Annotated in this window: 19 protein-coding genes and 2 tRNA genes; 4 read left to right on the top strand and 17 right to left on the bottom strand. The window is 60.5% G+C overall.

Going from position 1 to position 22,385, the window contains the following annotated elements; translation table 11 throughout:
* The first annotated feature begins 80 nt into the window (after positions 1-80).
* From AC3IYG_RS04525 to AC3IYG_RS04510, 4 genes are all read left to right on the top strand, one after another.
* Positions 81-3,032, top strand: a complete 2,952-nt coding sequence (locus AC3IYG_RS04525) for a DUF748 domain-containing protein (RefSeq protein ID WP_489312558.1) — start codon at positions 81-83, stop codon at positions 3,030-3,032.
* A gap of 155 nt (positions 3,033-3,187) precedes the next feature.
* Positions 3,188-3,493 (top strand): DUF2845 domain-containing protein, encoded by a 306-nt coding sequence (locus AC3IYG_RS04520; protein WP_489312557.1) that lies wholly within the window; start codon positions 3,188-3,190, stop codon positions 3,491-3,493.
* 61 nt (positions 3,494-3,554) lie between these two features.
* Positions 3,555-3,857, top strand: a complete 303-nt coding sequence (locus tag AC3IYG_RS04515; protein WP_489312555.1) for a DUF2845 domain-containing protein — start codon at positions 3,555-3,557, stop codon at positions 3,855-3,857.
* Between the two features lie 30 nt (positions 3,858-3,887).
* Positions 3,888-5,342 (top strand): rhomboid family intramembrane serine protease, encoded by a 1,455-nt coding sequence (locus tag AC3IYG_RS04510; RefSeq protein WP_489312554.1) that lies wholly within the window; start codon positions 3,888-3,890, stop codon positions 5,340-5,342.
* An 88-nt stretch (positions 5,343-5,430) separates the two neighbouring features.
* Here AC3IYG_RS04510 and AC3IYG_RS04505 read toward each other — a convergent pair whose 3' ends face one another.
* The 17 genes from AC3IYG_RS04505 to ftsH form a co-directional block, all read right to left on the bottom strand.
* Entirely contained in the window at positions 5,431-5,628 is a 198-nt protein-coding gene (locus AC3IYG_RS04505) for a CsbD family protein (RefSeq protein WP_489312553.1), read from the bottom strand.
* A 69-nt stretch (positions 5,629-5,697) separates the two neighbouring features.
* Positions 5,698-6,063 carry a BON domain-containing protein gene (locus AC3IYG_RS04500; protein ID WP_489312551.1) on the bottom strand — a complete coding sequence of 122 codons (366 nt, stop codon included), beginning with the start codon at positions 6,061-6,063 and terminating at the stop codon, positions 5,698-5,700.
* Positions 6,064-6,278: 215 nt separating this feature from the next.
* The gene (locus AC3IYG_RS04495) at positions 6,279-7,697 is read right to left on the bottom strand and encodes a hypothetical protein (RefSeq protein WP_489312549.1); all 1,419 of its coding nucleotides are present in this window, start codon (positions 7,695-7,697) and stop codon (positions 6,279-6,281) included.
* 99 nt (positions 7,698-7,796) lie between these two features.
* Positions 7,797-9,902 carry a polyribonucleotide nucleotidyltransferase gene (gene pnp / locus AC3IYG_RS04490; protein WP_489312547.1) on the bottom strand — a complete coding sequence of 702 codons (2,106 nt, stop codon included), beginning with the start codon at positions 9,900-9,902 and terminating at the stop codon, positions 7,797-7,799.
* Between the two features lie 176 nt (positions 9,903-10,078).
* On the bottom strand, positions 10,079-10,348 hold the full coding sequence (gene rpsO, locus AC3IYG_RS04485; protein ID WP_137820289.1) for a 30S ribosomal protein S15: 270 nt from the start codon (positions 10,346-10,348) through the stop codon (positions 10,079-10,081).
* Positions 10,349-10,465: 117 nt separating this feature from the next.
* Positions 10,466-11,383 carry a tRNA pseudouridine(55) synthase TruB gene (truB, locus tag AC3IYG_RS04480; RefSeq protein WP_489312545.1) on the bottom strand — a complete coding sequence of 306 codons (918 nt, stop codon included), beginning with the start codon at positions 11,381-11,383 and terminating at the stop codon, positions 10,466-10,468.
* Between the two features lie 3 nt (positions 11,384-11,386).
* Positions 11,387-11,803 (bottom strand): 30S ribosome-binding factor RbfA, encoded by a 417-nt coding sequence (gene rbfA, locus AC3IYG_RS04475; RefSeq protein ID WP_489312543.1) that lies wholly within the window; start codon positions 11,801-11,803, stop codon positions 11,387-11,389.
* A 109-nt stretch (positions 11,804-11,912) separates the two neighbouring features.
* Positions 11,913-14,426 carry a translation initiation factor IF-2 gene (gene infB / locus AC3IYG_RS04470; protein ID WP_489312542.1) on the bottom strand — a complete coding sequence of 838 codons (2,514 nt, stop codon included), beginning with the start codon at positions 14,424-14,426 and terminating at the stop codon, positions 11,913-11,915.
* A 25-nt stretch (positions 14,427-14,451) separates the two neighbouring features.
* Entirely contained in the window at positions 14,452-15,933 is a 1,482-nt protein-coding gene (gene nusA / locus AC3IYG_RS04465; protein WP_489312540.1) for a transcription termination factor NusA, read from the bottom strand.
* Between the two features lie 47 nt (positions 15,934-15,980).
* Positions 15,981-16,439, bottom strand: coding sequence for a ribosome maturation factor RimP (gene rimP, locus AC3IYG_RS04460; RefSeq protein WP_489312538.1), 459 nt, complete (start codon positions 16,437-16,439; stop codon positions 15,981-15,983).
* Positions 16,440-16,569: 130 nt separating this feature from the next.
* Positions 16,570-16,645: transfer RNA gene (locus AC3IYG_RS04455), tRNA-Met, on the bottom strand.
* A 99-nt stretch (positions 16,646-16,744) separates the two neighbouring features.
* A tRNA-Leu gene (locus AC3IYG_RS04450) sits at positions 16,745-16,830 on the bottom strand.
* Between the two features lie 10 nt (positions 16,831-16,840).
* The gene (gene secG / locus AC3IYG_RS04445) at positions 16,841-17,224 is read right to left on the bottom strand and encodes a preprotein translocase subunit SecG (RefSeq protein WP_489312537.1); all 384 of its coding nucleotides are present in this window, start codon (positions 17,222-17,224) and stop codon (positions 16,841-16,843) included.
* A 4-nt stretch (positions 17,225-17,228) separates the two neighbouring features.
* Positions 17,229-17,984 carry a triose-phosphate isomerase gene (gene tpiA, locus AC3IYG_RS04440; RefSeq protein WP_489312536.1) on the bottom strand — a complete coding sequence of 252 codons (756 nt, stop codon included), beginning with the start codon at positions 17,982-17,984 and terminating at the stop codon, positions 17,229-17,231.
* A gap of 65 nt (positions 17,985-18,049) precedes the next feature.
* Positions 18,050-19,387 (bottom strand): phosphoglucosamine mutase, encoded by a 1,338-nt coding sequence (gene glmM, locus AC3IYG_RS04435; RefSeq protein ID WP_489312534.1) that lies wholly within the window; start codon positions 19,385-19,387, stop codon positions 18,050-18,052.
* 16 nt (positions 19,388-19,403) lie between these two features.
* Positions 19,404-20,255 carry a dihydropteroate synthase gene (gene folP / locus AC3IYG_RS04430; RefSeq protein WP_489312532.1) on the bottom strand — a complete coding sequence of 284 codons (852 nt, stop codon included), beginning with the start codon at positions 20,253-20,255 and terminating at the stop codon, positions 19,404-19,406.
* Positions 20,256-20,263: 8 nt separating this feature from the next.
* Complete coding sequence (gene ftsH, locus AC3IYG_RS04425) at positions 20,264-22,180, bottom strand: ATP-dependent zinc metalloprotease FtsH (protein ID WP_489313836.1); 1,917 nt, start codon at positions 22,178-22,180, stop codon at positions 20,264-20,266.
* Between the last annotated feature and the right edge of the window lie 205 nt (positions 22,181-22,385).

Genomic DNA, 22,385 nt, shown 5'->3' with positions numbered 1-22,385 from the left:
CGCCGCGCAGATCACGCGCTGAACCGAAAGCGCGTGCCATACTCCAACGCACTTCTAGCCAGGAAAGATGAAGTATCGCCATGCCCAAAGGATTGAAACGCGCCGCTGGCGCCCTGCTGATCGCCTTAGCCCTCTACAGCCTGCTTGGCTTCCTGATCCTCCCAGGCGTAGCCCTGCGCATCGCCAATCAACAGCTGAGCGCACTCGCCACTGTGCCGGCCAGGCTGGAGCGCCTGGAGCTCAACCCCTTCAGCCTGGAACTGACCCTCTGGGGCCTGCGCCTGGGTGAGCCGGACGCCGAACAGGTCGCCTTTGAACGCCTGTACGCCAACCTGCAACTGGACAGCTTGTGGAGCGGTGCGCTGCACCTGGCGGACGTGGGGCTGGAAAGCTCCCACACCGAGGTGCTATTCGCCAAGGACGGCACGCTCAACCTGACGCAGCTGTTCAAACTGCCGGCCAGCCCCGAGCCGCCCGCCGATCAAGCACCGAGCGAGCCTTTTCCGCTGCGTATAGACCGCTTTCAGTTGATTGAAGGCGGCCTGCATTTCACCGATCTGCGCCCCAGCGAACCAGTCGAGTTCGTCTACGACTCGATGAATCTGGAACTGAAAAACCTCAGCACCCTGCCGGACGACAACTCCGAGATGAGTCTGGTCGCCATAGGCCCGCACGGTGGACGCATCGACTGGAGCGGCCAGGTCAGCCTGACGCCCATCACCTCCAGCGGCCAACTGAAGATCACCGAGGGCAAGATGAAAGCCTTCTGGCCCTACGTGCGCGACGCCGTGCCACTGGTTCTGGAGAACGGCGTCATCAGCCTTGCCACCGATTACACGCTGGACCTGAGCAAAGGCACCGAGCTGCTGCTGAACAACACCTCCGCGAGCATCGCGCCGTTCGCCATCAAAGCACCGGATGGCCGGCCACTGGTGCGCCTGGAGCGCCTGGACATCAGCGAAACCTCGCTGGACCTGGCGAAACAGCAAGTCATAGTCGGCAAGATCCGCAGCCAGAACCTGGAAACCTGGGTCGCCCGCGAGAAGGATGGCCAACTGGACTGGCAAAAACTGTTCGCCAGCCAACCCAAGCCCGCAGCCCCCCCCGCGACGGCGACAGCCAGTACGGCCGCGGCGCTGGCCACGGCCGAGAATCGGACGGATGCCAGCACACCGCCACCCGCGCCGACCGAACCGAGCAAACCCTGGCAAGTGTTGCTGCGCGATACCCAACTGCGTGGCTACAAGATCCACCTGGCAGACCGCGTCCCCAAGGAGGCCGTCGCCCTGGAACTTGGCCCGCTGAATCTCGACCTGCAGAACTTCGACAGCCTCAATCAGTCACCTTTCACCCTCAAACTCGATACCGGCCTCGGCAAACAAGGCACGCTCAGCGCCGCCGGCGAGGTCAACCTGAGCCCGATCGGCGCCAAGCTGCAGGTCGTCACCCAGGATATCGACCTGCGCGTGGCCCAGGCCTATCTGGACCCCTTCGTCCACATGGAGCTGCGCAGCGGCCTGCTCGGCAGCGACCTCGCTGTCGAACTGAAAAGTACCGAGCCCCTGGCCTTCGCGATCACCGGGCGCGCCGAGGTCAACCAACTGCACACCCTCGACACCCTGAAAGAGCGCGACTTCGTCAAATGGAAGCAGTTGCTGCTGGAGGGGCTGAACTACCAGCATGGCGACAGCCTGACGATTGCCAAGGTCAGCCTGGCGCAACCCTATGCGCGCTTCATGATCAACGAGGACCGCACCACCAACGTCAGCGACCTGCTCATTGCCCAGCCCGCCGCCCCTCAGGCCAAACCCGCACCGGCCGGCAAGCCCCTGGGTATCCGCATCGGCGAAATCAACATCGATGACGGTTCGGCCAACTTCGCCGACTTCAGCCTGACGCCCAATTTCGCCACGGCGATCCAGCAACTCAACGGCAAGATCGGCACGCTCGAGAACCGCAACCCCAAGCCGGCGTCAGTCGCGATCAAAGGCAAGGTCGACCGCTATGCCCCGGTCAGCATCCTCGGCAGCCTGAACCCCTTCCAGCCGCTGGACAGCCTGGACCTGACCACCAGCTTCAAGCATGTCGAGCTGACCACCCTGACCCCCTACTCGGGCAAGTTCGCCGGTTACCGCATCCGCAAAGGCCGGATCAACCTGGACCTGCATTACCGCATCGAGAAAGGCCAGTTGCAGGCCGAGAACAAACTGGTGCTGGAGAAACTGCAGCTTGGCGAACAGGTCGACAGCCCCGACGCCGTCGACCTGCCGATCCGCCTGGCCGTCGCCTTGCTGAAGGACACCGAAGGCAAGATCGAGATCGAGCTGCCGGTCTCCGGCGACCTCAACAACCCACAGTTCAGCGTCATGCCGATTGTCTGGCAGACCCTGCGCAACCTGGTACTGCGTGCGGCGCAGGCGCCCTTCAAGTTCATCGGCGGCCTGGTCGGCGGCGGCAGCGATGTCGACCTCAGCACCGTGCAATTCGCTGCCGGCAGTGACGAGCTGGACAGCAACGCCCAGGGCGCCCTGAGCACCCTCTCGGCGGCCCTCAAGGAACGTCCGGCCCTGCGCCTGGAAGTAGAAGGCATGAGCGCCACCAAGAGTGACGGACCGCTGCTGGCACAGCAGCGGCTGGAGCGCGAATACCAGTACATCTACTACAAGATTCTGCAACGGCGCGGCGACAAGGTGCCGGCCAAGGCCCTGCAAGTTGAAGTGCCGGAAGATGAACAGACGCCCATGCTGGAAGGCATCTACCGCACCCGGCTGAAACAGCAACCGCCAGCCGAGTGGGCAGAGCTGGACGACGACGAGCGCAGCGCCAAACTGCGCGAAGGCGTGCTCAATTATTGGAGCCAGAGCGACCTGCTGCTGCGCCAACTGGGCCAGGCGCGGGCAGCCAGCATCAAGGACTATCTGGTGAGCCAGGGCGGGCTGGCGGACGAGCGTATTTATCTGCTCGACGTCAGCCTCGGCGAGCCAGAAACCGACGGACGCGTGGCCTCGCCGCTGCACCTCGATAGTGAATAAGCCCGCCAGCTGCCTGCACCGCCGGCACGCTGCAGGTCAGTCGGCTGGGCTTATTTACTCAATACGCAAACCGGACCCGCTCCATGGCAGGCGCCACTGACAGCCCTGCCACAGGGGTGTAGGCTGGCGTTATCGCCTCTGCTCCGGATCGCTCCGTGAAAGTCACCGCCCTGCTCGGCCTGTCATTGCTGCTCCTGAGCGGGCCGGCCACTGCCTCATCCACGCTGCGCTGCGGCAGCGCCTTGGTCAGCCTCGACGACCGGACCAGCGAGGTGCGAGACAAATGCGGCGACCCTATCAGCCGCGACTTCCTCGGCACCCGAGTGGTCTACGGCTACTACGGCCAACGCAGCGAAGTGGAGGTCGAGGAATGGGCCTACGGCCCGCGTAACGGCATGTATCACTACCTGCGCTTCGAAGCCAATCGCCTGGTCAAGATCGAGAGCAAACGCGGCAACTGACAGGCCTTGGTTGCCGGTGCTAGGCTGCCATCTTTCCCCTTCGGACAGGATGCCCGCGACGATGAAAACCGCTCTTTCCCTGCTGGGCCTGCCACTGCTTTTGCTGGCTGGCGAAAGCTTCGCCTCGTTGCGCTGTGACAAGGGCATCGCCAGTGAAGGCGACCGCAGCATAGAAGTGCAGACCAAATGCGGCGAGCCGGTCAGCCGTGAAGTCATCGGCTATTCGAAAACCCGCTCCGGTAACCGCAGCGAGGAAGTCGAAGTGCAGGAGTGGGTCTACGGTCCGCAAAGTGGCGGCATGATGTACTTCCTCAGGTTTGAAGGCGGCCGCCTGAAGCGCATCGACAGCAAGCGCGGCAACTAAGCCGCCCCCCGTGCCCAAGGAAGGCTGTAGATGCTGATTCTCCCCGCCGAACACCCGCTGGACTGGAAAAAGCCACCGATCATTACCCTGCTGCTGATTCTGCTCAACGTGCTGATTTACTTCGGCTACCAGGGTGGTGATAGCGCGCGCGAAGCCGCTGCGGTGCAGACCTACCTCGATGGTGGCCTGCTCAACCGCGAACGCAGCCTGTTTATCGAGGCGTTCAGCGCCCGCCACGAACTCGACAGCGAGCAGCAAAAAACCCTCGGCGCCATGCCCCGGCCGCAACTCGCCGAATTGATCCTCGGCGACTTGCAGTTCGAAGACCGCCTGCATCACAACCCTACCTACCAGGCCGATGCCACCTGGCAGGCAGGACGAGAGAAGGCCGAGGCGGCACGCAATCAACTGAGCAACATGCGCTTCGGCTTCATCCCGGCCAAGTTCAGCGTCCAGGGCCTGTTCGGGGCGATGTTCCTGCACGCCGACTTCAGCCACCTGGCCGGCAACATGCTGTTCCTGTTCATCTTCGGCTTCGCCCTGGAAATCGCTCTGGGCCGCTGGGTCTACCTGGGGCTGTATCTGCTCAGCGGTGTGGCCTCGCACCTGCTGTGGTGGATCATGGACCCGGTATGGGTCACCGGGATCGGCGCCTCAGGAGCGATCTCCGGGCTGATGGGCATGTACCTGGGCATTTATGGGTTGCGGCGCATCAACTTCTTCTACTGGCTGGGGCCGCTGTTCGGCTACTTCCGCGCACCGGCGCTGTGGATTCTGCCGGTGTGGATAGGCAAGGAGCTGTATGGCCTGCTACTGGCCGACGACCATGTGAACTACTACGCCCACCTCGGCGGCATGGGCGCCGGTTTTCTCGCCGTCTGGCTGCCACGCCTGGGCGGTAGGTTGAAGGTCGACGAAGCCTATCTGCACAAGGAAGACCCGGATGCAGCGTTCAAGCGCGAACTGGCAGCGCTGGAGCAATTGATCAGCCGTTTCGCCCTGGAGCAAGTCGCACCGCGCGGGCTGGACCTGCTGAACCGCTACCCGGGCCGACTGCTCCTGCTGGAGCGCCTCTACCCAGTGGCGAAGAGCCGCCAGGACGACGCCCTGATGAGCGCCCTGCTCAAGCAACTCTTCCTCCTACCGGAACAACCTGCCGCGCTGCCACTGCTGCAGCGCCTGGCCGACGACAGTAACGATCCACAGCAACGGCTGCTGCAACACCCGGCCGTGCAGTTACACCTGCTGCAACGTCTGCTGCGGGCAACCGAGGGTCCACGCGCGCTGGCCGCCTGGCGCAAGCTGTGCCTGGGCAAAGCCCACCCGCCGCAACTGCCGGCGCTGACCCTGCAACTGGCCAAACAGCTCGGTCAGCGCCAGGATCTACGCGGCGTCGGCGAACTCAACCAGTTCCTGCGCCAGACCTATCCCGAAGCCGAACAGACCCGTCAGTTGGCTCTGTACCAGCAACATTTGGCTGGCTGACAAACCCAGCAAAAACCTGCTTGTACGAAAAAACCCCAGACGCTGGCGCCTGGGGTTTTTCTTTAGCCGGGATTAACTGGCGACCGGCTTAAAGCTTGCTGCTGAAATCGCGCAGCTCATCCTGAGCCTTTTCCTTGCTCCAGCCATACCGCTCCTGCAGCTTGCCGGCCAGGTATTCACTGTGGCCTTGGACGACATCCAGGTCGTCATCGCTCAGGTTGCCCCAACGCTCCTTGATCCGGCCATTGAGCTGCTTCCACTTGCCTTTGATAATGTCGAAATTCATCCTCTATCCCTCCTTCTGGTCGCTCTGGCCAAGCCTGAAACTTGGCCTGGCGCAATGCTTGCGGACTCACTAGTCGGCGGATTTCAGGCCATCGGCCGATACGGCTTTAACGCCCTTGATGGCTTTGGCGGTCGTCACAGCCAAGTCACGCTCGGCATCGCTGGCCACCACACCCGACAGGGAAACCACACCCTTGTTGGTTTCGACCTTGATATCCAAAGCGCTCAGGCTTTGGTCGGCGACAAAGCTGGATTTGACCTTGCTGGTGATCCAGGTGTCGGTAACGACTTCTTCGGCGTTATCCACGGTGGTGGCCGCAACCACCAACGGGGCTTGCGTGCCGAGCGCGTCGGCGAATGCCAGTGGCGTCATGCACAGGCTGAACGCACTGGCCGTGGCGGCGGCAATCACGAGTTTGTTGAATGACTTTTTCATAACCTCTCACTCCTGTTCTTTTGAAAATTCTGCAGCCTGTCCTGGCTGCAGCTTCAAAAGTACTTTCGCAAGCCCTATGCCACTTTCCCTACAGATAAAAAACATTAAATTTCAATACGTTACGAATTAACAATACAGCCATTGATCGTGCAGTTTGCATGTTCGGCCAGCTCCTCACATGCAACTTGCATGACCTGCCACAGCCGGCAACGTCCTCAGCCTCTGGCTACAACCAGTCGCGCAAGGGTCGCATCGAGACTGGCCACTTCCGCCAGCAGCGGCGATTGCGGATAACGCGTGCGCACGAACGCCAGCAGTTTCTGCGCCGGCTCCAACTGCCCCAGGCCCTCGGCAAAGCCGCGCGCCGCCAGCAGGTAAGCCCGTGGAATGTGCGGGTAGTCGGGAAAACGCTGATGCAAATTGCGCAGCAGGCTCAGGCCCTCGCGGGTCTTATGCCGATCCAGCAGCGCGGCGGCCAGCCGCTCGCACACCAACGCATCCTCGGGCATGAAGTCCGCCTGCAACTGCCGCGCATTGAGCAGCGCCGTAGCCGCTTGCGCCGGGTTCAGCCGTACCGCCAGCGGCAGGTAGTGCGCCAGGTGGCGCAGGCAGCGCTCGCGGACATTCAAGCCATACAGCAACTGATGGAAACACTCATTCAGCTTGAGGTCGTCCGGGTCCCGCTGCAGAGCGCTGGCAAGCGCCTCCAGGGCCTGCTCGCTCTGGCCTTCCTTCAGGCGTATCTCGGCCTCGGCCAACGCCCGGCGGCGCAGATACTGCGCAGCCGGCAAACCGGCATGGCCGTCTTCCTCGGCAATCACATAGCCGAGTGCGCCCTGATACTGGAACACCGCATAACCCATGATGGCGCACATCACCACGCCGAAATAACCGAAGAGGAAAGCCGCCACCGGCACCAGCACCACCCGTGGCAGGCCATGGGAAAGCATGTAGGTCACCCAGCTCGGCGATTGCCAGAGGATGAACAGGAATGCGCAGAGGATCAGGTAACGCCAACCCATGGCTTTGATCACCTGCCCCACCTCATCGGGGCTCAGGGCCGCACTCAGGGTCTTATCCAGCGCCAGGCGAATGATGCTGGCCGGCAGTACCAGCAGCAAGCCGACATTCACCGCCCAATACAGCGCCTCGCTGTCGAAATCGGCCGCCAGCCAGAGTGCCGCGAACGACAGGACGAACACCACCAGCTGCTTGAAGAACAGCCCGAACCCCTCGCCGACAAAGGCGCTGAGCAAGGGCGGCGCCTCCTTCAACGCCTGGCTGTTGGCCTCGATCACGCTGTAGAAGTATTTGGTGGCGATGCTGAACAGCACGAACCAGAGCAGTAGCGAACGCGGCATGAACAGACTGGCCAGGGCCAATAGCGCACTGAATGCCAGCGGGCCTGCGTGCAAGCCATAGGCGAAGAAACGTGGAATCCGCTCCCAGAAGGGTTGTGCGCTGTTGGCTGCACCGAGGAAGTCGAGCTTGCTGCGGCACAGGGGGCAGGTCGGCGGCTCATCCGCGGCATCGGCATTTAGCGGGATGCAGCAGTCGCCGTAATGCCGCTGACAGGGTACACAGTGCCAGGTCGCGGGTTGCGCCGGGTGATAGTGGCAGAGGGTCTTATCCATAACGGGTGCAGTCCTTGTCGAGCCGAGCGATGCCTATTCTCCAGGCAAAAAAAGAGGGCCCGCAAGGGCCCTCTTTCTCAGCAGTCGCGAAGTCCGGGATTAAACCCCCGAAGCCTCGGCAGCCGCTACGTCTTTGATCGACAGTTTGATACGGCCGCGGTTGTCCACGTCCAGTACCAGCACTTTGACTTCCTGACCTTCTTTCAAGATGTCGGTGACTTTCTCGACCCGCTGATCGCTCAGCATCGAGATGTGCACCAAACCGTCTTTGCCCGGCAGGATGTTGACGAATGCGCCGAAATCGACGATGCGCTCAACGCGGCCCACGTAGATCTTGCCGACCTCGGCTTCCGCGGTGATGCCCAGTACGCGCTGACGCGCGGCCTCGGCAGCTTCCTTGGTTTCGCCGAAGATCTTGATCGAACCGTCGTCTTCGATATCGATCGAAGCCTTGGTTTCTTCGCAGATGGCGCGGATGGTGGCGCCACCCTTGCCGATCACGTCGCGGATTTTGTCCGTGTCGATCTTCATCGCGATCATGGTCGGCGCATTGGCTGACAGCTCGGTGCGCGAGGTGGCAATGATCTGGTTCATCTGACCGAGGATGTTCAGGCGCGCTTCCAGGGCTTGGCCCAGTGCGATCTCCATGATTTCTTCGGTGATGCCGTTGATCTTGATGTCCATCTGCAGCGCGGTAACGCCTTTGGCGGTACCGGCCACCTTGAAGTCCATGTCGCCGAGGTGGTCTTCGTCACCGAGGATGTCGGTGAGGATGGCGAACTTCTCGCCTTCCTTGACCAGGCCCATCGCGATACCGGCAACCGGTGCCTTCATCGGCACGCCAGCGTCCATCAAGGCCAGGGAAGCACCGCAAACCGAAGCCATGGAGCTGGAGCCGTTGGACTCGGTGATTTCCGAGACGACACGGATGGTGTAAGGGAACACGTCAGCGGCCGGCAACATGGCCGAGATGCTGCGACGGGCCAGACGGCCGTGGCCGATTTCACGGCGACCGGCACCACCCATGCGACCGCACTCGCCCACCGAGTAGGGAGGGAAGTTGTAGTGCAGCATGAAGGGGTCTTTGCGCTCGCCTTCGAGGGTGTCGAGCAGCTGTGCGTCACGGGCGGTACCGAGGGTCGCAACCACCAGCGCCTGGGTTTCACCACGGGTGAACAGTGCCGAACCGTGGGTCTTGCTCAGCACGCCGACTTCGATGGCCAGCGGGCGCACGGTACGGGTGTCACGGCCATCGATACGCGGCTTGCCGTTGACGATGTTCTCGCGCACGGTGCGGTATTCGATTTCGCCGAAGGCTTCTTTCACTTCACCGGCAGAAGGTTGACCTTCAGCGCCAGAGAACTTGGCTACGATCTGGTCACGCAACTCGCCCAGACGGCCATAACGCTCATGCTTGATGGTGATGGTGTAAGCCTGGGAAATCGCGTCACCGAACTCGCTGCGAATGGCGCCCAGCAGCGCGGTGTTTTCCGGCTTGGCTTTCCAGTCCCAGGTCGGCTTGCCCACTTCGGCAGCCAGTTCGGTAACGGCCTTGATCACGGCCTGGAATTCATCTTGGGCGAACAGTACGGCGCCAAGCATCTGGTCTTCGGTCAGCTCTTTGGCTTCCGATTCAACCATCAGCACGGCGTCTGCGGTACCGGCCACGACCATGTCCAGGCTGGAAGCCTTGAGCTGCTCGTAAGTCGGGTTCAGCAGGTAACCGGTGCTTTCATGGAAAGCTACGCGCGCAGCACCGATCGGCCCGGCGAACGGAATGCCGGAGATCGCCAGAGCGGCCGAGGTGCCGATCATGGCAGCTACGTCCGGATCGGTTTTCTTGCTGGTCGACACGACGGTGCAGATGACCTGCACTTCGTTCATGAAGCCTTCCGGGAACAGCGGGCGGATCGGGCGATCGATCAGGCGAGAGGTCAGCGTCTCTTTCTCGGACGGACGCGCTTCACGCTTGAAGAAGCCGCCAGGGATCTTGCCGGCAGCGTAGGTTTTTTCTTGGTAATGCACGGAAAGCGGGAAGAAGCCCTTGCTCGGATCAGCCTGCTTGGCGCCAACCACGGTCACCAACACGGTGACGTCGTCGTCAACGGTGACCAATACTGCGCCGGAGGCCTGACGGGCGATACGGCCGGTCTCGAGGGTTACGGTCGATTGACCGAACTGGAATTTCTTGATTACCGGGTTCACGGTGTTGTTACCTTCTTTTTGCCTTGGGGAAATCTGTTTCTTGCGAAATTCGTGGGCAACGGCGGGATTCGGACCCGAGGGTTGTCCAGATAAAACTTGAGGCTGGAAGCCTGCCACGCCCCATCAGGAAACCCCGACAAGCCGCAACAGACAACCAACCTCTAGCAACGTCGCTATTAGCGACGCAGACCCAGGCGCCCGATCAGGGTGCTGTAACGAGTGGCGTCCTTACCTTTCAGGTAATCCAGCAGCTTACGACGCTGGTTTACCATACGGATCAGGCCACGACGCGAGTGGTGGTCTTTACCGTTGGCCTTGAAGTGGCCTTGCAGCTTGTTGATGTTGGCGGTCAGCAGTGCAACTTGCACTTCCGGAGAACCGGTGTCGCCTACAGCTTGCTGGTAGTCGGTTACGATCTGAGCTTTTTCTTCAACGCTGAGTGCCATGTGGGCTTCCTCTCAGTTAGGAAACTGCGAAACCACGCAGTTCCAATAGGCCGAGGACAAATCCTCGTATCTTAAAGTGAGATGTGACCGTGCCTATTAACAGCCACCCTCGTTCGGTCATTCTGACCGAATCAATCGACGCGGCGCGATCCGCCCGTCTTCGCTCACTTCACCGATACCGATGAAGTGACCATTGTGATCTTGCACCCGCACCATGCCGAACTTCGGCGCATCCGGAGCGCGTACCGGCTGACCATGCAGCCAATAGAACGCACTGTGCTCGGAGAACTGCAACAGTGGCCAGTGCTCGAGCCCGCTGTCCGACGGTAGCAGGAACTGATCGACTGCCTCGTTACCGCCTTCGGCATGTACCTGCTCCAGCGCTTCCAGGCTCACCGTCTGCGCCAGGCTGAAGGGCCCGGCCTGGGTCCGACGCAGTTCCGCAACGTGGGCGCCACAACCGAGGGCCTGACCAATATCCTCGACCAGGGTCCGAATATAGGTGCCCTTGCTGCAGTCCACTGCGAGGCGCGCTTGCTCCGCCTCGCAGGTCAATAATTCCAGGCGCGCAATAGTAACAGAACGCGCTTCGCGCTCCACTACCTGGCCAGCCCTTGCCAGCTTGTAGAGCGGCTGGCCATCACGCTTGAGGGCCGAATACATCGGCGGTATCTGACTGATTTCACCACGAAAACGGGGTAAAACAGCTTCGATATCGGCGCGACCAACGGTCACCTCGCGCTGCTCCAGCACTTCGCCTTCGGCATCGGCCGTGGTAGTGGTGACGCCCAACTGCATGAGCGTTTCGTAACCCTTGTCGGCATCGAGCAGGTACTGCGAGAACTTGGTCGCCTCGCCGAAACACAAGGGCAGCACGCCGGTGGCCAGCGGATCGAGGCTGCCGGTGTGCCCGGCCTTCTCGGCATTGAGCAACCAACGCACCTTCTGCAACGCCGCGTTGGACGTAAAGCCCTTGGGCTTGTCGAGCAGGATAATGCCGCTGACGTTGCGGCGAATACGCTTAACCTGAGCCACGCCCTACTCCTTCTCGGCCTTGACCTCGGTATCCACCTCGGCTTCGCCCTCAGGGTGCTGGCCGTCCTCCGCCACTGCCCGCTCGATCAGCGCCGACAGGTGCGCACCGCGCATCACGCTTTCGTCGTAATGGAAATGCAGTTGCGGCACGCTGCGCAGCTTCATCGCCCGGGCCAACTGCATACGCAGGAAGCCAGCGGCGTCGTTGAGCACTTTGATGTTCTGCGCAATATCTTCAGCGCTGTCCTGGCCCATCACGGTGATGAAAATCTTCGCATGGCCGACATCGCGGCTCACCTCGACGGCGGTGATGGTCACCAGGCCGACGCGCGGGTCTTTGATTTCACGCCGGATGAGTTGCGCCAGCTCGCGCTGCATCTGGTCGCCGATGCGTTGGGTACGGCTATATTCTTTTGCCATGGTCACTAAACCTGTCACTACCCGCGCGGGCAAAACCCGGGCGGTCTGAAAGCGGCAAACGCCCGGTCAGGAAACCTGACCGGGCGTTGCATTAAACAGCTCGTGCTTGTTAAAGGCTGCGAGCCACTTGGATCTTCTCGAACACTTCGATCTTGTCGCCGGCCTTGACGTCGTTGTAGCTCTTCACGCCGATACCGCATTCCATGCCGGCACGGACTTCGGACATGTCGTCCTTGAAGCGACGCAGGGACTCCAACTCGCCTTCGAAGATCACCACGTCTTCACGCAGCACGCGGATCGGACGGTTACGGTGCACAACACCTTCGAGCACCATGCAACCAGCGATCGCACCGAACTTCGGCGAGCGGAACACGTCACGCACTTCGGCGATACCCAGGATGTTCTCGCGAACATCACTGCCGAGCATGCCGGTCAGGGCTTTCTTGACGTCTTCGATGATGTCGTAGATCACGTTGTAGTAACGCATATCCAGACCTTCCTGCTCGACGATCTTGCGCGCGCCAGCATCGGCACGCACGTTGAAGCCGAACAGAACCGCATTGGAGGCCAGTGCCAGGTTGGCGTCGCTCTCGGTGATACCACCGACGCCGCCGCCCACCACACGCACTTGCACTTCATCGTTACCCAGGCCGCCCAGGGCGCCCTGCAGTGCTTCCAACGAACCACGGACATCGGATTTGAGGACGATATTGAGCGTCTTCTTCTCTTCCTGCCCCATGTTCTCGAAAATATTTTCCAGCTTGCCGGCATGTGCGCGAGCCAGTTTGACTTCGCGGAACTTGCCTTGACGGAACAGAGCCACTTCACGGGCTTTCTTCTCGTCAGCCAGTACGCTCATCTCATCGCCAGCGTCCGGGGTACCGTCCAGGCCGAGAATCTCGACCGGGATAGAAGGACCGGCTTCCTTGATTGCCTTGCCGTTCTCGTCGAGCATGGCGCGGATCCGGCCATAGTTCGAGCCGACCAGGATCATGTCGCCTTGACGCAGCGTACCGTCCTGAACCAGAACGGTTGCAACCGGGCCACGACCTTTGTCGAGACGCGATTCAACCACGACGCCACGGCCAGGAGCGGACGGGGTCGCTTTCAGCTCAAGAACTTCGGCTTGCAGCAGGACGGCTTCGAGCAGCTCGTCAACGCCGGTACCTACTTTCGCCGAAACCGATACGAACGGGGTGTCGCCGCCCCACTCTTCCGAGGTCACGCCGTGAACCGACAGTTCGCTGCGGATACGATCGAGATCGGCACCCGGCTTGTCGATTTTGTTCACGGCAACGACCAGCGGAACACCGGCGGCCTTGGCATGCTGAACGGCCTCAACGGTTTGCGGCATCACGCCGTCGTCCGCCGCAACCACCAGGATCACGATATCGGTCGCCTTGGCACCACGGGCACGCATGGCGGTAAACGCGGCGTGACCAGGGGTGTCGAGGAAGGTGACCATGCCGCGTTCGGTTTCAACGTGGTACGCGCCGATATGCTGGGTGATACCGCCGGCTTCGCCAGCCGCCACCTTGGCACGACGGATGTAGTCGAGCAGCGAGGTCTTACCATGGTCAACGTGGCCCATTACGGTCACGACTGGCGCACGGGCAATGGCTTCGCCTTCAAACTTCAGGGACTCGGCCAGTTGCTCTTCCAGGGCGTTGTCGCTGACCAGCTTGACGTTGTGACCAAGCTCTTCGGCGATCAGTTGGGCAGTTTCCTGATCCAGTACCTGGTTGATGGTCACCGGGGTGCCCATCTTGAACATGAACTTGATCACTTCCGCGGCCTTGACCGACATCTGCGCCGACAACTCGCCGACAGTGATGGTCTCGCCGATCGCCACGTCACGCACCACTGGCCCGGTTGGGCTCTGGAAACCGTGGGCATTGCGCTTCTTCAACTTGGCCTTGCCACGACCGCCGCGACGGAAGCTGTCGCTTTCCTCGTCGGTGGTACGCGGAGCGACTCGCGGAGCTGGCGCCTTTTCCTTCTCTTTGACCGAAGGACGGTGTGCAGTGTTCTTGCGGTCCGCGCCACGACGATCGCTGTCGTCGTTGCGCGCCTTGTCCGGACGGCGCGGCTCGTCCCGCTTGCGCTCATCGGCCACCGGAGCGACCACCGGCGGCAACTCGACGGGCACGGAAACCGGAGCCGCTTCACGAGCGACTTCAGCCTGGCCATCGGCCTGAACTGGAGCGCTAGCCTGACGGCGCGCGTCCTCTTCAGCCTGACGCTTGGCTTCTTCGGCAGCCTTCAGGCGTGCCGCTTCTTCAGCCGCGCGCTGCTCTTCCTGCTCGCGCTTCTGTTCGGCTTCGATTTCTTCCGAGCTGCGCTTGACGAAGGTTTTCTTCTTGCGCACTTCAACGCTGATAGTCTTGCTACCGGCAACGCGCAGCGTGCTCGTGGTCTTGCGCTGCAAGGTAATCTTGCGCGGCTCTTCAACTTTTTCGCCGTGACTTCCTTTGAGATGCGCCAACAGGGCCTGCTTCTCGTTATCGGTCACAACTTGCTCGGCGCTGGTGTGCGGCAAACCCGCCTCACGCATCTGCAGCAGCAGGCGCTCTAGCGGTGTGTCGACCACTTGGGCCAGTTCTTTCACCGTGACTTGCGTCATGCACTTCTCTCCTCAGGCCGCGAACTTACTCGAACCAATGGGCTCGGGCGGCCATGATCAACTTGCCGGCACGCTCTGCGTCGATACCGTCGATGTCGAGCAGGTCGTCAATCGACTGCTCGGCCAGGTCTTCGCGGGTAATCACGCCGCGCACTGCCAGTTCATGCGCAAGCGCCTTGTCCATACCCTCAAGCGAGAGCAGGTCTTCGGCGGGATGAGCGTCTGCCAGCTTTTCTTCTGTAGCGATGGCTTTAGTCAGCAAGCGGTCTTTGGCGCGAGCACGAAGCTCGGTGACGATCTCTTCGTCAAAACCCTCGATGCTGAGCATTTCTTCCATCGGCACATAGGCGATTTCTTCCAGGCTGGTGAAGCCTTCTTCTACCAACACCTGAGCCAACTCTTCATCGACTTCCAACTCATCGATAAAACGCTGCAGGATGTCGCCAGTTTCGGCTTGCTGCTTCGCCTGAATATCCGCTTCGGTCATCACGTTCAGCGTCCAGCCGGTCAACTGACTGGCCAAGCGCACGTTCTGACCGCCACGACCGATAGCCTGAGCCAGATTGTCTTCGCCAACGGCGATGTCCATGGCATGGGCATCCTCGTCGACGATAATGGCTGCGACTTCGGCCGGTGACATGGCGTTGATCACGAACTGAGCAGGATTGTCATCCCACAGCACGATATCGACACGCTCGCCGCCCAACTCACCCGACACGGCTTGCACTCGCGAACCGCGCATACCGATGCAGGCGCCTTGCGGGTCAATGCGTTTGTCTTTGGAGCGCACGGCAATTTTGGCCCGCGAACCCGGATCCCGAGAGGCGGCCATCACTTCGATCAATTCTTCTGCAATTTCCGGTACTTCAATGCGGAACAACTCGATCAGCATTTCCGGCGCGGTACGCGACAGAATCAACTGCGGGCCGCGGTTCTCGGTGCGAATTTCCTTCAGCAGGGCGCGCACACGGGCACCCACGCGGAAAGTTTCGCGCGAGATGATGTCTTCACGGGCCAGCAACGCTTCAGCGTTATTGCCCAGGTCGACGATGACATTGTCACGGGTCACTTTCTTCACGGTACCGGCGATGATCTCGCCGAGTCGCTCACGATACGCTTCGACTACTTGTGCGCGTTCCGCCTCGCGAACCTTCTGCACGATCACCTGTTTGGCGGTCTGTGCAGCGATACGGCCGAACTCGATCGACTCGATCTTCTCTTCGATCAGATCGCCGATCTTGGCATCCGGCTTTTGCTCACGCGCTTCATCGAGCGTCAGTTCAGATGCCAGGTTCAGCAGCGACTCGTCGTCGACCACAGTCCAGCAACGGAAGGTCTCGTAGTTACCCGTCTGGCGATTGATCTCCACACGCAACTCGACCTCAACGTCAAAACGCTTTTTGGTCGCAGTGGCCAGGGCCAACTCCAGCGCTTCAAAAATAACGCCGGCCGGTACGCCCTTTTCGTTGGATACCGACTCAACAACCAGCAATACTTCTTTGCTCATCGTACGCCTCGCCTTTCGCAATCCATTGGATCCGCGGGATCCGCGTCTCAGTCAAAACTGGGAACAATGTTGGCCTTGTCGATCGAGTCGATCGGCAACAGATATTCGTGATCATCTACCAGCACCACGACGTCCTGCTCCTCTACTCCGCGGAGGAGGCCCTGGAAATTGCGCCGCCCATCGAAAGGCGAACGCAGCTTGATCTTCACTTGCTCGCCGGCATGCGCAGCGAACTGTTCGATAGTGAACAGCGGCCGATCCATACCCGGAGAGGACACCTCGAGGGTGTATTCGTTACTGACTGGGTCCTCGACATCGAGAACGCCACTCAACTGACGGCTGACCTTCTCGCAGTCTTCAACGAGAATGCCATTGGCATGATCGATATAGATCCGCAGCAGAGAATGCCGCCCCTGAGACAGGAACTCGATACCCCAGCATTGATAGCCAAGGGCCTCGACTACCGGGGCCAACAAGGCCTGCAACTCTTCTAGCTTGCTCGACACCTGAACCCCTCGTGCGTGCTGTGCAAATAAAAAATGGGCGAAACGCCCATCCCTTTGAAACCGCCTGTAAATACAGCGGATCTGACTGTCCAGCTAGCAAAAAGCCCCTGAAAAGGGGCTCCGCTACAACTGGTTGCGGGGGCTGGAATAAACCAACGACCATCGGACCATGGGCCCGACGAGCTACCAGACTGCTCAACCCCACGTCAAAGCTGGGGCCGAATTATACGGCTGAACATGGTCAAGGGTCAATCCAACCCCTACCAACAAGAAGGCCCGCTTACAGCGGGCCTTCTTGTTAAATATGGTACCGAGGAGGGGACTCGAACCCCTACAGCCTATGGCCACTACCACCTCAAGGTAGCGTGTCTACCAATTCCACCACCTCGGCAAAACTCTTTTTACTTCTGCTCTGGAGCTTGAGGTACGTCAGCCGCGTTAGCCGCAGGCTTTTGCTCTTCGAGCACCGGCACATCTTCTGCTACCGGCTTTTCTTGCTGCACTTCCAGAACCGCCGGATCAGGCAAACCAACCTGAGTCAGCGCCTCAGCCTTTTCCTTAGCAAAGAAGCCTAAGCCCAAGCTAGTTATGAAAAAAGCGGCCGCAAGTATAGCAGTAAAGCGACTAAGAAAGGTAGAGGAACCTTGGCTACCAAATACAGTTGCCGAAGCACCCGAACCAAAAGAGGCACCCGCATCAGCCCCCTTACCTTGCTGCAGCAGAACGAGCGCAACAACACCCAGCGCTGCCAACAGATGCAAAACTACAACGATAGTTTCCAGCATTTCTTCAGTTTCCTGCGGCGCGACAAATCGCACCAAACTCATCCGCATTCAGAGAGGCCCCACCAATGAGCCCCCCATCGATATCCGGCATGCCGAACAGTTCTATCGCATTGGCCGCCTTGACACTGCCGCCATAAAGAATTCTTACACCGCGCGCCACTTCGGCGTTTTCTGCCGCCAACTGCGCACGAATAGCCGCATGCACATCCTGCGCCTGCTGCGGCGAAGCCGTAAGCCCGGTACCTATGGCCCAGACCGGCTCATACGCCACAACCGCTTGAGTAAATGCACCGACACCCAACTCTTCGATGACGCTGCCAAGCTGGCGCCCGACCACTTCAAGCGTTCTGCCCGCTTCGCGCTGCTCGAGGGTTTCACCAATGCAAAGCACCGGGGTCAACCCGCAAGATTGCGCGGCAGCAAACTTGCGACTCAACAACTCATCACGCTCGCCGAGAATCAGGCGACGCTCCGAGTGACCGACCAACACCAACGTGCAACCGGCATCCGCCAACTGACTTGGCGCAACCTCACCGGTCAGCGCACCCTGCATGGGCTCTACCGCACAATTCTGAGCACCGACAGCAATCGACTTGCCGTCAAGGCCAGTCATCACTTGGTTGATGTACAGGCAGGGCGGAAAAACCGCAACATCCACGCCACTTGGCAAAGCCAAAAGACGCAGGCCCTTGATCAACTCAGCGACGCTGGCGCGGGTACCGTGCATTTTCCAGTTACCAGCTACCAAAGGGCGACGCATGCTATACCTCGTCGATCAAAGTGGGCGCAGATGTTACCCAAGAGCTTCTGGGCTGGCAAGCCGAATCAGGCACAGACTTGAGTAACTATTTTAGCCAATTCATCGGCATAGCTACGCACCGACGCCTCATCATCACCTTCTACCATGACCCTGACCAGTGGCTCGGTGCCAGATTTGCGCAACAGCACACGCCCTCGGCCCGCCATGCGCTCGGTAATTCGCGCGCAAGCCTCCTGTACGGCCGGGTGCTCGACCGGATCCTGGCCACCGGCAAAGCGCACATTAATCAACACCTGCGGACACTTGCGCAAACTTTGACGCGCCTGCGCCAAGCTCTGTTCACGACGCTTGAGCGCCAGCAGGACCTGCAGCGCCGCGATAATCGCATCACCCGTGGTGGTGTGCTGGAAGCACACCAGGTGCCCTGAGTTCTCGCCACCCAACTGCCAGTTGCGCTCCAACAGCTCGCTGATCACATAGCGGTCGCCAACTTTCGCCCGCACGAAGGGAATGCTCAACTCAGCCAGTGCCAGCTCCAACCCCAGATTGCTCATCAAGGTGCCAACCACGCCCCCCTGCAGCTTGCCTCGCTCCTGCAGGTCGCGCGCGATGATAAACAGCAGCTCATCGCCATCCACCACAGCACCCGTATGATCGACCATCAACACGCGATCGGCATCGCCATCGAAGGCGATACCCAGATCGGCCTGCTGCGTCACCACGGCAGCCTGCAAGGCCTGCATATGAGTCGAGCCGCAATCGTCGTTGATGTTCAAGCCGTTCGGCTGCGCGGAAAGCACAGACACCTGCGCACCCAGCTCACGAAACACGCTCGGCGCGACCTTGTAGGCAGCACCATGAGCGCAATCGATCACCAGCTTGAGGCCGGCAAAGTCCGTACTGGTCGGCACACTGCTCTTGCAGAACTCGATGTAACGACCCGCAGCGTCATTTATCCGCGAAACCTTGCCCAACTGCGCCGACTCGACCACGCTCATCGGCGCATCGAGCAACTCCTCGATCATCAACTCGACTTCATCCGGCAGTTTGGTGCCCTGACCGGAGAAGAACTTGATGCCGTTATCGTGGTGCGGGTTGTGCGAGGCACTGATGACGATACCGGCCTCGGCATGGAAGGTCCGGGTCAGGTAGGCGATCGCCGGCGTCGGCATAGGCCCCAACAGCATCACGTCAGCCCCGGCAGCGGACAGGCCCGCCTCCAACGCCGACTCGAACATATAGCCGGAAATCCGCGTGTCCTTGCCAATCAATACCCGGCAAGCGCCCTGGCGGCGAAACGCCATGCCAGCGGCCCAACCCAGTTTGAGCATGAAATCAGGCGTGATCGGAAACTCACCTACACGCCCCCGGATACCATCCGTGCCGAAATATTTTCTGCTCATAAACGCTCCGCTTTTCTTATTCTGCCGTTTGCACGGCAGCAATCATGCGTACGACATCAACGGTCTCGGCCACATCATGCACACGCAGGATGTGCGCCCCCTTGGCCACCGCCAATGCGGCCAGCGCCAAGCTGCCGTATAAACGCTCGCCCACCTCACGCCCCAGCGCCTGACCGATCATACTCTTGCGTGACACGCCGACCAGCAGCGGCCGCCCCATGCCATGCAAGACCTCCAGGTGCTTGAAGAGACTGAGGTTATGCTCCAGGGTCTTGGCAAAGCCAAATCCCGGATCGAGGATCACCCGCTCGGCGCCAATACCGACAGTTGCACAGGCAGCGAGGCGCTCGCGGAGAAAGTCGCCAACCTCCCCCAGTAAATTCGCATAGTGCGGATTTTGCTGCATGTTGCCCGGCTCACCGCGCATATGCATCAAGCACACCGGCAGACCGCTGGCGACCAACGCTTCAAGCGCGCCCTCGCGCTGGAGCGAGCGCACATCATTGATGAGCCCAGCGCCAAGCCGCGCCGCTTCACGCATGACCGCCGGCGTAGAGGTGTCCACCGAGATGATCACGTCCAGCTCGCATGCAATCGCCTCGACCACCGGCGCGACCCGCTCGAGCTCCTCCAGCGGTGAAACCGCACGCGCCCCTGGACGCGTGGACTCGCCACCCACGTCAATCAGCGTCGCGCCAGCAGCAACCATATCGGCCGCATGCTGGAGCGCCGTATCGACGCGACTGAAGCGCCCGCCATCGGAAAAGGAGTCAGGGGTTACATTGAGGATGCCCATGACGTGCGGGCGGCTTAAATCAAGAAACCGGCTGCCACACGACAGCCGGTTAGGGTATTGCGTCAGGGACATGTCAGGCCTTAATGCTCGGCAGCCGGCCCACCAATGGGCTTCTCAGGCTGTTCAACTTCATCCAGTTTGCTCAGCGGCACACCGGAATCATCTCCGCCATCCTGCCAATCGCGGGGCTCACGCGGGACGCGACCGTTCATGATGTCGTCGATCTGCTCGGCATCGACCGTCTCATACTTCATCAGCGCTTCGGCCATGGCATTGAGCTTGTCGCGGTTTTCTTCCAGCAGGCGCTTGGCCGTGCCGTAACAATGATCGATGATGCTGCGCACTTCCAGATCGATCAGCCTGGCGGTATCGGCAGAAATGTTGCTGTGCTGGCTGCCCATGCTGCGACCCAGGAATACCTCGCCTTCTTCCTCGGCATACATCAGCGGGCCGAGCTTCTCCGACAGGCCCCACTTGGTCACCATGTTCCGGGCAATCTGACTGGCACGCATGATGTCATTCGAAGCACCGGTGGTGACGCCGTCGAAGCCCAGGGTCATCTCCTCGGCAATCCGGCCGCCGTAGAGCGAGCAGATCTGACTGGTCAACGCTCGCTTGGACAAGCTGTAACGATCTTCCTCGGGCAGGAACATGGTCACGCCCAAGGCGCGGCCACGCGGGATGATCGAAACCTTGTAGACCGGGTCATGCTCAGGCACCAGGCGCCCGACAATGGCATGGCCCGCTTCATGGAACGCGGTATTGAGCTTCTCTTTTTCCGACATGACCATGGATTTGCGCTCTGCGCCCATCATGATCTTGTCTTTGGCCAGCTCGAACTCTTTCATCTCGACGATGCGCTTGCCGGTACGGGCCGCGAACAGCGAAGCCTCGTTGACCAGGTTGGCCAGGTCGGCACCCGAGAAGCCCGGAGTACCGCGAGCAATCACCGCAGGCTTGACGTCCTCGCCCATCGGCACTTTGCGCATGTGGACCTTAAGAATCTGTTCGCGGCCACGGATATCCGGCAGACCGACCACCACCTGACGGTCGAAACGCCCCGGACGCAGTAGCGCCGGGTCGAGAACGTCGGGGCGGTTGGTGGCAGCGATGACGATGATGCCGTCATTCATTTCGAAGCCGTCCATCTCCACCAGCAACTGGTTGAGAGTCTGCTCACGCTCATCGTGACCACCGCCCATGCCGGCACCACGGTGACGACCGACGGCATCGATTTCATCGATAAAGATGATGCACGGCGCATGTTTCTTGGCCTGCTCAAACATGTCGCGGACACGGCTGGCACCGACACCGACGAACATTTCGACGAAATCCGAACCCGAGATGGTGAAGAACGGCACTTTCGCTTCACCCGCGATGGCCTTGGCCAGCAGGGTCTTACCGGTACCCGGAGGGCCAACCATCAGCACGCCACGCGGAATACGGCCACCCAGGCGCTGGAACTTGCCCGGATCACGGAGGAACTCGACCAGCTCGCCAACCTCTTCCTTGGCCTCATCGCAGCCTGCGACGTCAGCCAGAGTGGTCTTGACCTGATCTTCCGATAGCAGACGCGCCTTGCTCTTGCCAAAGCTCATCGGCCCGCCTTTACCACCGGCACCGCCCTGCATCTGGCGCATGAAGAACATGAACACGGCAATGATCACCAGGATCGGGAAGCTGGCGACCAGCAACTGCGTCCAGATGCTCTGCTGCTCGGGCTTCTTGCCTTCGACGATCACGTTGTTGTTGATCAGATCGCCGATCAAGCCGCGGTCTTCGATCATCGGGCGCACGGTGGTGAAAGGCTTGCCATCGGTGCCAACGCCACTGATGGTGTAACCCTCAACGGTGACTCGCTGAACCCCACCGTCCTTGACCTGCTCGATAAACTGCGAGTAGTTCAGCGTCTGCGGCTCGCTCGGGCTGGAGAAGTTGTTCATCACTGTCACCAGGACGGCGGCGATGATGAGCCACAGGATCAGGTTCTTTGCCATATCGTTCAATTAGCTACCCTCTGAAGCAGGCCCCGTCCTGGAACGTGCCTCGCATGACGGCTGGTTATTTACCAGCCTAACTTACTACACAACTCCCGCCCCTGGCAGGAACCGTCTGTAACCCTTTATGAAACACCGACCCAGCGGGCCGGTTACGCTAAACACTTATCAGCGCGGCAGCCGCTATGCTTTCGACCCTGCGAAG

The organism is Pseudomonas sp. KH_027 (genome assembly GCF_057838565.1).
Note: the sequence above shows the minus strand (reverse complement) of the source record. Positions and strands in the feature narration are given on the sequence as shown.

Coding starts and splice junctions, on each gene's coding strand:
- tpiA (WP_489312536.1), bottom strand. CDS start 17,984: ATGCGTCGCCCTTTGGTAGCTGGTAACTGGAAAATGCACGGTACCCGC.
- AC3IYG_RS04525 (WP_489312558.1), top strand. CDS start 81: ATGCCCAAAGGATTGAAACGCGCCGCTGGCGCCCTGCTGATCGCCTTA.
- nusA (WP_489312540.1), bottom strand. CDS start 15,933: ATGAGCAAAGAAGTATTGCTGGTTGTTGAGTCGGTATCCAACGAAAAG.
- rpsO (WP_137820289.1), bottom strand. CDS start 10,348: ATGGCACTCAGCGTTGAAGAAAAAGCTCAGATCGTAACCGACTACCAG.
- AC3IYG_RS04500 (WP_489312551.1), bottom strand. CDS start 6,063: ATGAAAAAGTCATTCAACAAACTCGTGATTGCCGCCGCCACGGCCAGT.
- infB (WP_489312542.1), bottom strand. CDS start 14,426: ATGACGCAAGTCACGGTGAAAGAACTGGCCCAAGTGGTCGACACACCG.
- AC3IYG_RS04510 (WP_489312554.1), top strand. CDS start 3,888: ATGCTGATTCTCCCCGCCGAACACCCGCTGGACTGGAAAAAGCCACCG.
- ftsH (WP_489313836.1), bottom strand. CDS start 22,180: ATGGCAAAGAACCTGATCCTGTGGCTCATCATCGCCGCCGTCCTGGTG.
- folP (WP_489312532.1), bottom strand. CDS start 20,255: ATGTCCCTGACGCAATACCCTAACCGGCTGTCGTGTGGCAGCCGGTTT.
- AC3IYG_RS04495 (WP_489312549.1), bottom strand. CDS start 7,697: ATGGATAAGACCCTCTGCCACTATCACCCGGCGCAACCCGCGACCTGG.
- AC3IYG_RS04505 (WP_489312553.1), bottom strand. CDS start 5,628: ATGAATTTCGACATTATCAAAGGCAAGTGGAAGCAGCTCAATGGCCGG.
- secG (WP_489312537.1), bottom strand. CDS start 17,224: ATGCTGGAAACTATCGTTGTAGTTTTGCATCTGTTGGCAGCGCTGGGT.
- glmM (WP_489312534.1), bottom strand. CDS start 19,387: ATGAGCAGAAAATATTTCGGCACGGATGGTATCCGGGGGCGTGTAGGT.
- AC3IYG_RS04515 (WP_489312555.1), top strand. CDS start 3,555: ATGAAAACCGCTCTTTCCCTGCTGGGCCTGCCACTGCTTTTGCTGGCT.
- rbfA (WP_489312543.1), bottom strand. CDS start 11,803: ATGGCAAAAGAATATAGCCGTACCCAACGCATCGGCGACCAGATGCAG.